Genomic DNA, 13,796 nt, shown 5'->3' on the forward strand with positions numbered 1-13,796 from the left:
AGTGCAACCGTGAATTAGCATAGTTGCACCTAGTGTGTCAACCATTGATTTTGGTGAAGAGCCGTAATCATTTAGCCTAATTATATATCAGTGATTTGTATTTTCAGTAGCCTCGGACAGCCCCATCCCCCACTGCAAAAAGAAAATGAACAAGTGATACAACAGGAGGGTGACCAATGGAAGAGACATGGTATCGGCATACTTTACGAGTATATTATAAAGATACGGACCAGATGGGTGTAGTGCATCACGGGAACTATGTGAACTGGTTTGAGATTGGCCGGACAGAAATGATGGAGGAAGCAGGGTTTGCCTATCACGACATCGAGAACATGGGTCTGCTTTTGCCGGTCCTGCATATGGATTTGAATTATCATCAATCAGCTCGCTATAATGAGCTTGTGGCTATTTATACGAAGGTAGGGCAATTTTCACCAATTCGACTGCAATTTGATTATGAAGTACGGCGAGTGGAAGAAGAAGCGTTTGCAACAAACAGCGAACAGGATATATCTCCAACTAACAAGCCATCTGGAGAGCTGCTTGTCAGTGGAAGTACAAGTCATATGTGGCTGAATAAAAAGTGGAAACCCGCCCGCATCGACAAGACTGCTCCGGATATATATGCACTTCTTCAGAAAATTGGCAGCCGACAAAAGTAATAGTGTGCCGTTCTGTGAACTTCGAGTTGTACAAATTGAAGATTGGAGGAGATTTGGAACTTGGCCGACATATAGCTAGCTGTTGGAGGGAGAAGAGCGGAAGAAATAGACAATATTTCCCTCCTCTTTTTTGTCAATTGCTACGATGATGCAATGGGTTTTTGAGCATTAGAGCTGTCCCCAACCATATTATTGGCTGGTGGGGCAGTTTTTTACAAGTGTAGGTTATTACTGATGTTCCTGGAATGGTCTGAATTTCTGTTGCTAGTAAGAGCGATATGGATTACTTGATGTTAATTCTAGGTATTATAAAAAAGCGTTATAAATCTCATTATCATTCGGAATAAATGGAATAACCAAAATATATTGAATAGTGATCAACAAAGATGTACACTATAAACAATCTAATTAATAGAAGCACAATCGTTATAAGTATATAAAAATGTAACCAGTATTGAAAGCGATTTCATTAATGGAATGTTTCGCTCTGTTTATGCCAAGTTAAAATTAGCCAATATTGTACTGTTAAGTGAAGATAAGAAAAGCACCAATGCAGCAAAAATATCATTTAAATTATATTTGAAAAGGGAGGAGATTTTCATTAGTTTAATGATAGCGTTTGGGTTAGCGAGTATTATGCTCTGTATTGGCATGATTATTCGGGCAAAGGTTACTTTTATAAGAAAAATGCTAGTGCCTGCAAGTGTTATTGCCGGAGTAATAGGTTTGATTGTCATGAATACGAATCTTATCACTTTGACTAACACAGACATGTACGTAAATATTGTAAATTTCTTATTTACGATTACGTTTATTTCCATCGGATTGACAAGCAGCCCGAAGTCAAAGTCATCAGGTTCTATTGGGAAAAGTATTGCGAAAGGTTCGATGGGTTTAGGTTTTCTCTGGAATTTATTATATGCTCTTACCCCTGTCATTGGTGTTATTGTTCTCATGAGTATCGGTGGATTTTTTGGAATGAATCCAGTCTATGGTTTACTAATTCCTTTTGCTTTTGCACAAGGTCCTGGTCAAGCTGCTACTTTCGGTACGATTATGGACCAACAATACGGAATTGCAAATGCTGCCACCGTAGGAATCACATTTGCTGCAGTAGGATTTTTAGCTTGTTTTCTAGTTGGCGTTCCTTTGGCGAGATTTGGTATCAAAAAGGGTCTGGCCAAAAAGTTGGGTAAATCCAGCATTGATGGTTTTGTTGAAAGAGGCTATTATCTGAAGGATGAGAAAAGAGAAACGTTGGGAAATGAGACAACATTTAGCGGCAACATGGACACGATGACTTTTCATTTTGCGATAATTGGTCTCTGTTTTGTTTTAGCTTTGGGCATGGCGGAAGTAATTTCGTATATTCCCGGTATAGGCCCGACTTTTAGTGCTATGTTATTTATTTATGGTATGTTAGCAGGGTATCTCGTAAAATTTATAATGAAGAAACTACGTATTGATAACATGCTCGATAATACTTTTCAATCTAAGATTACCGGTTGGTCAACAGATTATTTAGTGGTTGCATCATTTATGGCGGTACCATTTGGCGTAATCGGTGAATGGCTGGTTCCAATCATAATTGAGGCTATTGTGATCTCTGCTTTAACTGTTGTAATATGCATTTATTTTGGCCAAAGAATTGGTGGAGAGAATGATTTTGAAAGAACTCTTGGTTTATATGGTACAGCCACAGGCACCGTACCAAGTGGTATTGCGCTTGTGAGAATTATTGATCCTTCTTTAAAAACCACAACAGCGGTTGAATTAGGATTGATGAATTTACCAATGGCTGCCTCTTATGTTACGGTTACTACAATATTAGCTATTGCTTCGGGTGCATTATCTATGAATATAGGGTTACTTCTGCTTTTGGTACCGATTCCAATCTATTTAATCGTATTAAAAATATTCAAGGTATGGGGTAATAAGACGTATAACTTTAAAACAAAACCTATAACCGAGGTAGAACATATAAAGACAATAGCTGAATAATATAGATGAAAGAGAGGAGCGTTTATTTATGAAACAATTGTATTATGGTGGAGACATCATAACCATGGAGAACGAAGAGGATGTAGCGGAGGCGGTATTAATTGAAGATGGGGTGATTAAGAAGGTTGGCCGCTTAAAAGAATTGCAAACCTTTATGGGTGATCCAAATGTTATGAAGGTTGACTTGAAAGGAAATACATTGATGCCAGGATTCATTGATCCTCATGGGCATGTTTCCATGGTAGGCCCCATGTCAATCATGGCCGATTTGAGTGTATGTGAGAGTTTTGATGATATTATTTATACACTGAAATCATATATTCATCATAAGGGATTAAAAAAGGGAGACCCCGTTGTTGGTTTTGGCTATGATCATAACTTCCTGAAAGAGGAGAAGCATCCGACAAAGGATGTGCTAAATCAAGTATCGACGGAACATCCTATCTTTATTTCCCATGCATCCGGTCACGTTGGTTGTGCCAATGATGCCGCCCTGAAATTGGCAGGAATCGATGAAAACACGCCTGATGAAGACGGAGGAGTCATCGGTAGAATAGAAGGAACGCGGGAACCAAATGGTTATTTGGAAGAAGGAAGCATGATGAGTTTACGAAAAAACGCATTTTCGGATATAAATATGGACTATGTACAGTTAACCAATCTGGGTCAAGATATTTATATTAAAAATGGAATTACAACGGTTCAAGATGGAGCAACGTCACATGAAACCCTTGAACTTTTGAAAACATTGGCGGAACAGGATGATTTAAAAGTAGATGTTGTCGCGTATCCGTTAGTAGTTGAAAACCCCGATGATATGAAAAAGAATGAGATATACGCTAAACAATATCATAAACGTTTAAAAATAGGTGGGTATAAACTCTTTTTAGATGGCTCGCCTCAGGGTAAAACAGCATGGTTGACGGAACCGTATGAAGGGGAGGAAAGCTATCGTGGTTATCCGTGGTATCAAGATGAACAAGTAAAGCAATATGTATCACAAGCTATTAATGATAATGTACAGCTTCTGACCCACTGTAATGGTGATGCTGCATCCGACCAACTTTTAAAAAATTACGAGGCCGCATTGCAAGAATCAAATAACGCCAATAAACATCATTTGCGTCCGGTTATGATCCATTGTCAAACTGTTCGATATGATCAGTTGGATAAAATGGTTGAATTATCGATGATTCCTTCTATATTTTTACCTCATACGTACTATTGGGGAGATGTGCATCTGAAAAATTTGGGGCATGAGCGTGGAAGCCGAATCAGCCCTGCAAAATCAGCTTTTAACCGGGGGCTTGTGGTAAACTTCCACCAAGACGCACCAGTGGTAAAACCCGATATGCTCCATACAATATGGTGCGCGGTGAACCGAATCACGAGAAAAGGCGTTAAGATTGGACCTGAGGAATGCGTTCCCGTCTATGATGCCTTGAAGGCTGTTACAATCAATGCAGCATACGCATATTTTGAAGAAGACCAGAAAGGCAGTATCAAAGAGGGAAAACTTGCTGACTTTGTTATATTAGACCAAAACCCGTTAAAGGTAGACAAAATGAAACTGAAGGATATACAAGTTGTAGAGACAATAAAGGAAGGAAATACAATTTATAACATGGATTTCGCGGCTACAAAATAGATTTATTTTTATATTTTTGTGATACTGTCATAAAAACTTTTGGGTTTTTATGACAGTATTTTGCACTTGTTACTGGAGGCAGTAAAGGCATTGGTTTTGGTGTTTCGTGTAACCGGGTGCAATTTAATACTGGCCACGGTTTATAGATACCCTACTATTTTCCGGTTTAACACCTCTTCTAACAGCGACCATGCTTCTTGACAACTTGGACCGGTGATAAAAGGTTTAAATCCGAAATTTAAATACATATTAATAGCCTGATAGCTTGTTGTTTGCGATGTGAGATAAGCTGTTGCATGATAATCAGCAAGAATATTCATGGCTGCACTCAGTAAAGGCTTGGCAAGTTTCTTTCCTTGATATGCAGGAACAACACCTACCCAATGGATTCTACCCGCTATTTCCTCATCGCCAGTCAAGTCACCATACCATGCCGTTGTAGTTCCAATCACCTGTCCTTGTTCATTCTCTATGAAAACACATCGTTTGGTCATCTCATCAATATATGGTCCAAATTCCTTGTTAAAGTGTACCAGTGCTTCTTTCTCGCTTGTAAATTCATCTACACTGGTTTCAACCCTGGCCCAATGATGTTCGTCACCCTTTTCAAACAAACGAATGCGAAAACCGGCTGGGAGTGGATATTGTGGAATATCCAACAAATTTGTTCTTACCATTTTAAGTGGTATTCTTTTCATTAAAATCACCTCTGTTATTGGCATCACTACGCTAAATCAATCTCTTGACACCCGCTGTATTGATAATTATATCGCCATCAATCCATCATTATAAAGGAAAATACAAGGCCAATCTTGCTGGTTGTGATAAACGCAAAGTATTACCGTGACATACGGCATTTATTATAATAAAATAAGAACATAAGATTCCATCGAACACACAGATAGTATGGAAACAAGATGGTTTACCTTTAGGGAGGAGCTGGAAATGTGGACATAGCATTAACCCAAGATGAGATTATGAAATTGTGTGGGACTGCCTCCTTCAAAAAAGGTAACGATTTTTATCATAAGCAGCAAGTAACATTCGAACATATCAGCTCTGATCACTGTGAGGCAACGGTGATAGGAAAAGAAGACTTCCATGTCACAATTGAATCGGATCCATCTGGGGAATTCGGTGTGCGAACGGCATGCAGCTGTCCCAAACTGACTTCCGTGAAAAATGAATGCCAGCATGTCGCTGCTGTTTTACTGGCAATGGCTGACCAACAGCACCCCACGACTATAGATTCCAAAATTGATCCCGCGCTGGCTCAAGGCCTGCTAAACCTGTTTCGTCAGGAAAGGAGATATACCAGCAGATACCAGCCTCATTTTGAAACGAGACAATTGCTTGAGGTGGTCTTCCTATGTAAACCTGTCGTTGTAGATGAGACGAAGCATATGTTAGGGATTGAACTGATGATCGGATCGAATCAAGTGCGACATATCCGGGATTTTCTCGGTCATGTTAAAACGGGTACCTCTTATATCATTTCTGCCGATTTTACGTATGAGCCAAGTGAGCATTGCTTCCAAGGTGAAACGGATGATGTGATTCAGCAGCTCATCCAAGTGACGGATGATGAAAAGGTGTATGATCCCGCAGTTGCGAACCAATCTAATCACGCAATTGGCAGCCACACACTAATCATTCCACCATCCTTATTGGAAAAGCTTGTGCCATTACTTTCAATTGCGCCCTTTGTGAAGCTTATGGATGATGGAAAAATAGTGGATGGTCTGCCGATAACTAATGACACCCTCCCTTTGCAATTTGTTTTTTCAGACGGCGGGAGCGGTGACTACCAGCTAAACATACAGGGAATAGATCAGATCAAATTGATGGATGACTATCAAATGGTGTTATATGCGGGGAAATTGATTCGGCTGGATGGGGAAAAGAGCAAGCGGCTTGCTGAATTAAAGCAGATGCTCGCAACTTCGAGTCACCGTCAAATTCGGATCCCCAAACAAAACATGCAATATTTTCTGGAAAAAGTGATACCTGGCTTGAAAGAACTCGGGGATGTTACGCTGCCACTATCGATATCACAGCAACTCCTAAAAACACCATTGGTTGCCAAGCTGTATTTGGATCGCGTCCATAACCGTCTGCTAGCGGGTTTGGAATTTCATTATGAAGGCGTTGTGATAAACCCGATGCAAACGGAGAATCAACCGACAACGCTAATAAGGGATGTGGCAAAAGAGGATGCGATTCTACAATTCATGAGAGACAGCGAATTTACGCAAACGGAATCGGGTTACTACGTGCATAATGAAGCATTGGAATATGAATTTTTGTATCATCGGCTTCCCGAGTTGGAACAGCTGGTAAAGGTTTATGCAACAACCGCGGTGAGAAATCGGGTGTTAAAAGAAAAGGCACATCCCCGGATTCGGGTACGGATGAAACGTGAGCGGATCAATTGGCTGGAATTTACATTTGACATGGATGGAATTCCAGATAAAGAGATGAAGCAAATACTTAAGGCATTGGAGGAAAAGCGCAAGTATTATCGCTTAAACAGCGGTTCACTATTGTCATTAGAGACAAGAGAGTTTGAGGAAATCCAACGTTTTTTGCATACGGAACCAGCTCAGGATGTTGATCTGGAAGATGGGTTGAATGTGCCGGTTCTGGAAGGTTTTCGACTGTTGGATGTGACCAATGATACGGAGGTATTCCAGTTTGAGCAATCCTTCCGTCAATTTTGGGCGGATATCCAGCAGCCGGACAAGCTGGCATTTGATGTCCCGGCCATCCTGGAGCCTATCTTGCATGAGTATCAAAAACATGGCTTTCGCTGGATGAAGACGCTTGCCAGTCATGGTTTTGGCGGAATACTTGCAGATGATATGGGACTGGGTAAAACCCTGCAAAGTATTGCCTTTATTTTATCCCATCTTACTGATATCCGTAAACAGAAACAACCCGCCCTGATTGTCTGCCCATCCGCTTTGACTTATAACTGGCTTAGCGAAATCACTCGCTTTGCGCCAGATATAAAGGCAGTGGTAGTTGATGGCAATCAAGCGGCACGAATCGCTTTGCAAAAGGATGCCATGGATAAAGATGTGGTGATTACTTCTTATCCACTATTGCGTATGGATTCACGGTGGTACGCGAAACAAACATTTCATACCGTGTTTTTCGATGAGGCACAGGCCTTTAAAAACCCCGTCACCCAAACAGCAAGAGCAGTGAAGAAAATCAATGCAAATCATCATTTTGCGCTTACGGGAACCCCGATTGAAAATTCTTTGGAAGAACTGTGGTCTATTTTCCATGTTGTTTTTCCTGAATTATTTCAAGGATTAAAGGACTACAGCAATCTGCCGAGGAAAAAGATTATCCGGCGTATTCGGCCATTTTTACTGCGCCGAACAAAAGCGGACGTACTACCTGCGTTGCCTGAAAAAGTCAATTCACAGGAATCCGCTGACTTGCTGCCTGAGCAGAAGAAATTGTATGCTGCTTATTTGGCAAAATTGCGTCATGATACATTGAAGCATCTGGATAAGGACACATTTCGGAAAAACCGGATCAGAATCCTTGCCGGGCTTACCCGGTTACGGCAAATTTGTTGTCATCCAGCATTGTTTGTAGATGGATATCAAGGGAGTTCGGCAAAATTTGAACAACTCCTGGAAATTTTGGAGGAATCCAGGGTGTCGGGAAGAAGGGTATTAATATTTTCCCAATTCACGGAAATGCTGAGGCTTATCGGTAGAGAATTAGCTGTAAGGGGAATGTCGTTTTTCTATCTTGACGGCCATACACCGTCCGAAGAGCGAATCTCAAGGTGTGACCGTTTTAATGCCGGCGAACGGAATCTATTTCTCATTTCCTTAAAAGCAGGCGGCACCGGTTTAAATTTAACGGGGGCTGACACTGTTATTCTTTATGACAACTGGTGGAATCCCGCCGTTGAGGAGCAGGCAGCAGACCGTGCTCACCGAATTGGCCAGACCAATGCGGTACAGGTTATCAAGCTGGTTGCCCGTGGTACGATCGAAGAAAAAATGAATGCCCTGCAAGAAAAAAAGCGGCATCTGGTTGAGGAAGTGATTGATGCACAAGAGGCATTGACACAAACGCTGACAGAAGAGGATATTCGGGATATATTGATGATATAGTGGGACATGGGCGGTTTGAGATTACGGAAATATTCAGCCGCCTTGTTACCTTAAGTTCCAAAACAAATAGTTAGCACTATAAAAAAACACCAACCATCTTAATGTCGGTCGGTGTATTGGTTAACTTGCTTTCTGCATTTCTTTAAATATTTTTAATGCCTTTTTCTCTGCTTGTTTAACATCTTTACCATAAACGGTGATTAGTTTATTTTCCATAATAAAATTCCATTGTCTTGTCATATTATTTCACCTCCTTAAAAATCGTACAACTGCTTAACAAAGAGCCTTTCCATAACCTAGACTCGACTAATTAATATAACACATATTTATTGGTATGTCAAATGTTGATTTTTACGCTTTCTAAGCCTTTAACCACAACATAAAAAAAGACAGGTTACGCTTACAAGCTTCCTGTCCCTTTTCGTTCACAATCATTCTTCATTCTCTTTAGCTTTTTCGAATAAAGCTTCCGGTATCATTTCAAAGCCTTCAATTACCGTATTTTCTTCGACTTCAATCATTAAGCAAAGCTTTCCGTCCAACTTCACTTGGCGTACATATCTCAAGTCTTGTGGACTAATGGAAATATCCGCCGCTTTTGTTTTTATTTTGATCGACTTGGAATTATATTTCGGTATGATATTATTCGCTTTTAACTCATATCTTTCATCATCAATTACCGTCTTAAACGCGGTTTCCACCTTCTCCGTATTGACATCTTCTACCCCACTACTTTTAAGAACTTTTTCTACATCTTTATAGTCTAATTTTGGTGTATCTTCCTCTTCATTCTCTTCCAAAACCTGATGAATTTCTTCGTATACATTTGAAAGGGTGGATGTATTGATTTGATCACCAGCTACTTTTCTGACAACTTCTTCAAACACAATTTTATCCTCAGCAGCAGTCATTATTTCTTCCGCGTTTAATACTTCCTCCATAAAGTGGTAATCCGGTTCATATTTTTTCCCTGTTGAATAAAGTATGTGGTTGACATCGGCAGCATTATCTGTGAAGCACGGGAATAGAAACCCGGATATTGGCGCTTTTAGATTGATAATGGGATCCACGACAAAATTATATTTAAACTCCTTTTCCACATAGTCAAATAGTAATTCTTTTTTCGGATCTTGCGTTTTATTCATGCTGCATAATATAAAAGAATGGGAATAGACTTTATCGCGTTCACTTTCTTCCGCCTCTTCATTCCGGCGTTTCATCGGTTTCATATATTCTCCCCTAATAAAAGTTATAACAATATCCATGTCATATTGCTTATCCTTCAGCATTTTTTCGACCAGACGAAGCATATGGCTTTTCCATTCTTCCGTATCGTTACTTAACAGACCTTGGTGCAGTATTAACTGACTGTTATTTTCCACATCACGTTGGAACTTTAATTCGAATAATTTTTCATCCAGTTGGCCTGATAGTACTTTTTTAAAGTTGTCCATGAATAATTCTTGTTGTTCCTGCTCCAGCAATTCAAATGGTGAACTTTGATGATGATAGATTTCACTCGATTCTTTCAAGATGTATACATGAAAGATTTCATGAATATTTAATAAATCGTTATTTATTTTAAATTGTTTACGAATATTTGCTATATCTTTTTTGTTCAATTTCGCTCACTCCCAGTCGATTATCAGCATGTATGTTTATCTATACATTCTCCCATTCTATCATACAAGCCATTTGTTTCTCCCGCATCTTCTGGTTATTACCAAAAATGATAGGAAGGGAGTATCATATCACATACGTGACATCGCTTACAATAAGTGGGGAAGATATGGGTATCGCTAAATACTAGCTAATGGAATGAAAGGCCGGTGTATGTCTCGGTATAAAGGCTATGTATGGTTTGGATGGTTTCTCTACCGCACTATTTTTGTTGCGTTAATTTCATATATTCGTTTATTAGCTCGTCCAATTCCTGACTAATTTTAACAGTTAATGGATGATTAAGACCTTTCTTGTCACCGGATGCAATCATATCTGTTTTTAATTTTTCAATCTGTTCCCGTAGTTGCTTTTTTGATTTCATTACCTTTTAACCCCAGTTTTCATTTTAAACACTATCGTAAACACTACCCCAACCTGCAAAAAAGCTCAATAGCAAGAAAAAAGTAGTATAATTGTCGTTAAATAACTAATATGTTTGGATTTGTATGTGCAGATAATAAGGCTTATTTGGGTGATCATGGGAAGAATGGCGGAAAGAGTATTCCATTTGGCTAACGAATAACATTAGCGGGCGCTCGTGAAGCAGCTATCCATTCAATGATTTACCGTTGCTGGGTGACATTTCCCGCTATCTATGCCATAATATAACTGTTGAAATATGCAACAAATGAGGTGTCGATATGATCAAAGCATTACTAATTGCCCCATATTCCGGATTGGCCAGAACTGCGGAAAAAATGGATGTTCCAATGGATATTGAATTCGATATAAAGGTGGCAAACTTGCAAGAGGGCGTGGAAATGGCGCGTTTGGCTGAACAGGAGGAGTATGACGTCATTATAAGTCGTGGCGGGACAGCCGCACTTATTCAAGAAGCTGTTTCTATTCCGGTTGTCCATATTGATATAAGCGGATATGATATGCTGCGCGTTTTTACACTCATTCGTGATATTAAGGAAGAAGTTGCACTGGTTGGTTTTGAAAATATTACCCAAGGTGCAGCGACATTGTGCAATATTTTGGAATTGGATGTCCATGTGGTTACGATTCAGAGTGGTGATGAGGTTGGCGGGCGCTTGAAACAGCTTAAATCCCAGGGATATGACGTTGTAATTGGCGATGTGATTACGATTCAAGTGGCTGAACAGATCGGGATGCGCGGTGTCCTCATCACATCCGGTAAAGAAGCCCTTATGGATGCATTGGAAGAAGGGAAAAGGGTTTGCCGGCTTTTTGACAATTTGAAAAAGCAATTTTACTTTTTGCAGGAGTCCTATCGATCCATCCCGTTTCCCATAGTGATGTTAAACAAGGATAACGAGGTAATCGATAAAAATATTTCTTTCCAACGGGACATGGATGATGAACAATTGCTGCAAGAACCGGAGATCATAAAAATGGTTCAAAACGTACGGATGAATGAGACTAGTCAATGGACAGAATGCAGCCGATCTCAATATAAATATGTGGTGCAAGGTTTTCCGGCTAACAAAACGGAACAAATCGTTGGCTTGGTTATTCATGAAATAAAAAGACTAAATCATGAACAGTCCGTTTATATTGAACGTGATTTGGCGCATGTTCCGATTATTGGCGAAAGTGGTCAAGCAAATCGACTAAGAGGCAGCATTACTACATTTGCCAAAGTGAATGAGGCCATTTGTATTTTTGGGGAAAAAGGCACTGGAAAACAAACGATAGCCAAGGAAATACATTTGGCAAAACATGGTCCATTGTCACCATTGGTTATTGTCGAATGCAGCCGTATCACACCTCAAGAGATAACAGAATGGAAACACCATTTGCTTGCAATGCGCAAAGGAAGTCTGCTTTTAAAAGACGTGGATGAAATACCAGTTGCCGTACAGGGGAACTTTTTAGAATTATTGCTTTCAACTAGATTACAAATTTTAGCCTTGTCGAGTACCCCATTAGATACATTGGTGGCTCAGGAAAAATTCAGTAAAGGTCTATATGAAAGAATCGTACAGCAGACCTTACATGTATTACCATTGCGGCAGAGAAAGGAAGATATTCCGGGGTTCGTCAACTATTTTCTCACGGAACTTCATGCAGAAAACGGAAATGAAACATTGGGCGTGAAGCCGGATGCAATGGATCTACTAAAGAGTTATGAATGGGAAGGAAACATCAGCCAATTGAAAAGATTTATTCGGGAGCTGAGTCTCTTGACTGATGGCAACTATATTGAACTTGCTCCAGTTAGAGATTTGGCTGTATGCCTCAACGAGATGAAAGATCAAGCGTATAGCGATAATCTTCCTGTTTCCGGCACATTAAAAGAAATGGAACAACAAATGATTCAAAAGGTTTTGCAAGAGGAAGGAAATAATCAATCACGAGCTGCGAAAAGATTGGGTATTAATCGGTCGACGCTTTGGCGGAAATTGCATGGATAAATAGTGAGTGTAAATATTAATATCAAGTGGAGCCTCAAGCCAGGCTTCTTTTTATTGCAAAATAAAACAAATAACCCCTTTTGCTATTATTTTTACATAAATAAACTGTTGCATTTTATATCATAAATAATTATAATATGGTTATGAAATCGCTTAATAGATAGCTGGTGTTTCATCGTAAAACACTTAGCCGATTACAAGGGGGATTCAACGTGAAAATCAAAGCATTTCTGGAAAAGGTTCCTGGAGGCATGATGGTCGTCCCATTATTGATAGCGGCTACAATCAATACGTTTGCGCCGGACCTACTGAGAATTGGTAATTTTACGCAGGCATTATTTGTGGATGGATCAAGTACACTCATTGCATTATTTCTGCTATGTACAGGTGCGCAGATTAATCTTCGCAATGTCGGAGTTAGTCTTGGCAAAGGCGCTACACTGCTGGCCACCAAATGGGTAGTTGGTGCAGTTGTTGGTTTGATCGCCTATATTTTTGCTGATTCAAATGGTTTATGGCTAGGACTGGCACCTATTGCCATTATTGCTGCTATGACGAACAGTAATGGTGGGCTATATGTGGCACTTGTCGGTCAATATGGGGGCAAAACGGATCGAGCAGCATATTCATTGTTGGCATTAAACGATGGACCATTCTTTACCATGGTAGCTTTGGCCATCTTTGGTGCGATGGGATTTGTTAATGGTATGTTTTCTGTCGTTTCATTCATTTCCGTATTATTACCGATTATTGTCGGTATGGTGTTAGGTAACCTGGATGAAGAGATGAGAAAGTTTCTTGATAAAGGGAGCTCCATGCTTATTCCATTCTTTGCTTTTGCTTTAGGAATGGGCATTGATTTTGGAAGCATCATTCATGGCGGTTTAGGCGGTGTGATTCTTGGGTTATTAACTGTATTCGCAACAGGAACAGCTGGATACTTTGTCTTTAAAGCATTCAAATGGAACCCAATTGCAGGTGCTTCAGAAGGGTCTACAGCTGGAAATGCTGTTGCAACACCAGCTGCAATTGCGGCAGCTAGCAGTTCTTTTGCAGCGAATGTGGAACTGGCTACGGTTCAGGTTGCAGCATCAGTTGTAACGACCGCTATTTTATTGCCATTTTATATTGGATTTTTGACAAAACGTCTAGAAAAGAAAGGCATTACTGTACCGGATGATTATATAATAGATGATTCGCCGAAAGATGCCTCTCATGCAAGTTCTTAATAAAGAGGGAT

General features: G+C 39.9%; 9 protein-coding genes. 6 read left to right on the forward strand and 3 right to left on the reverse strand.

Translation table 11 applies throughout. The annotated features are described in order from the left end of the window. Window positions 1-176 precede the first annotated feature (176 nt). The 3 genes from ABRT01_RS14785 (at window position 177) to ABRT01_RS14795 (ending at window position 4,311) form a co-directional block, all read left to right on the forward strand. Entirely contained in the window at window positions 177-662 is a 486-nt protein-coding gene (locus tag ABRT01_RS14785; RefSeq protein WP_367748203.1) for an acyl-CoA thioesterase, read from the forward strand. A 477-nt stretch (window positions 663-1,139) separates the two neighbouring features. Then, a complete protein-coding gene (locus tag ABRT01_RS14790; RefSeq protein ID WP_269410224.1) occupies window positions 1,140-2,663 on the forward strand; it encodes a sodium/glutamate symporter in 1,524 nt (507 codons plus the stop codon). A 28-nt stretch (window positions 2,664-2,691) separates the two neighbouring features. Further along, a complete protein-coding gene (locus ABRT01_RS14795; protein ID WP_367748207.1) occupies window positions 2,692-4,311 on the forward strand; it encodes an amidohydrolase in 1,620 nt (539 codons plus the stop codon). 140 nt (window positions 4,312-4,451) lie between these two features. Here the strand turns inward: ABRT01_RS14795 and ABRT01_RS14800 are convergent, their stop codons facing one another. Beyond that, window positions 4,452-5,009: a GNAT family N-acetyltransferase gene (locus ABRT01_RS14800; protein ID WP_269412610.1), complete on the reverse strand. Its 558-nt coding sequence runs from the start codon at window positions 5,007-5,009 to the stop codon at window positions 4,452-4,454. 249 nt (window positions 5,010-5,258) lie between these two features. Between ABRT01_RS14800 and ABRT01_RS14805 the strand changes: the two genes are divergently transcribed. Next, complete coding sequence (locus ABRT01_RS14805; protein ID WP_367748211.1) at window positions 5,259-8,453, forward strand: SNF2 helicase associated domain-containing protein; 3,195 nt, start codon at window positions 5,259-5,261, stop codon at window positions 8,451-8,453. Between the two features lie 431 nt (window positions 8,454-8,884). Here the strand turns inward: ABRT01_RS14805 and ABRT01_RS14810 are convergent, their stop codons facing one another. Both ABRT01_RS14810 and ABRT01_RS14815 read right to left on the reverse strand, forming a co-directional pair. Further along, on the reverse strand, window positions 8,885-10,075 hold the full coding sequence (locus ABRT01_RS14810) for a DUF4317 domain-containing protein (protein ID WP_367748214.1): 1,191 nt from the start codon (window positions 10,073-10,075) through the stop codon (window positions 8,885-8,887). A gap of 260 nt (window positions 10,076-10,335) precedes the next feature. Then, window positions 10,336-10,497 (reverse strand): aspartyl-phosphate phosphatase Spo0E family protein, encoded by a 162-nt coding sequence (locus tag ABRT01_RS14815; protein ID WP_367748217.1) that lies wholly within the window; start codon window positions 10,495-10,497, stop codon window positions 10,336-10,338. A 319-nt stretch (window positions 10,498-10,816) separates the two neighbouring features. Between ABRT01_RS14815 and ABRT01_RS14820 the strand changes: the two genes are divergently transcribed. Next, on the forward strand, window positions 10,817-12,556 hold the full coding sequence (locus ABRT01_RS14820; protein ID WP_367748220.1) for a sigma-54-dependent Fis family transcriptional regulator: 1,740 nt from the start codon (window positions 10,817-10,819) through the stop codon (window positions 12,554-12,556). A 212-nt stretch (window positions 12,557-12,768) separates the two neighbouring features. Beyond that, complete coding sequence (locus tag ABRT01_RS14825; protein ID WP_269410218.1) at window positions 12,769-13,785, forward strand: 2-keto-3-deoxygluconate permease; 1,017 nt, start codon at window positions 12,769-12,771, stop codon at window positions 13,783-13,785. The last annotated feature ends 11 nt before the right edge of the window (window positions 13,786-13,796 follow it).

This window comes from Lentibacillus sp. L22 (assembly GCF_040812445.1).
Lineage (GTDB): Bacteria > Bacillota > Bacilli > Bacillales > Amphibacillaceae > Lentibacillus_C > Lentibacillus_C daqui.

Coding starts and splice junctions, on each gene's coding strand:
- ABRT01_RS14785 (WP_367748203.1), top strand. CDS start 177: ATGGAAGAGACATGGTATCGGCATACTTTACGAGTATATTATAAAGAT.
- ABRT01_RS14815 (WP_367748217.1), bottom strand. CDS start 10,497: ATGAAATCAAAAAAGCAACTACGGGAACAGATTGAAAAATTAAAAACA.
- ABRT01_RS14790 (WP_269410224.1), top strand. CDS start 1,140: ATGTTTCGCTCTGTTTATGCCAAGTTAAAATTAGCCAATATTGTACTG.
- ABRT01_RS14800 (WP_269412610.1), bottom strand. CDS start 5,009: ATGAAAAGAATACCACTTAAAATGGTAAGAACAAATTTGTTGGATATT.
- ABRT01_RS14795 (WP_367748207.1), top strand. CDS start 2,692: ATGAAACAATTGTATTATGGTGGAGACATCATAACCATGGAGAACGAA.
- ABRT01_RS14820 (WP_367748220.1), top strand. CDS start 10,817: ATGATCAAAGCATTACTAATTGCCCCATATTCCGGATTGGCCAGAACT.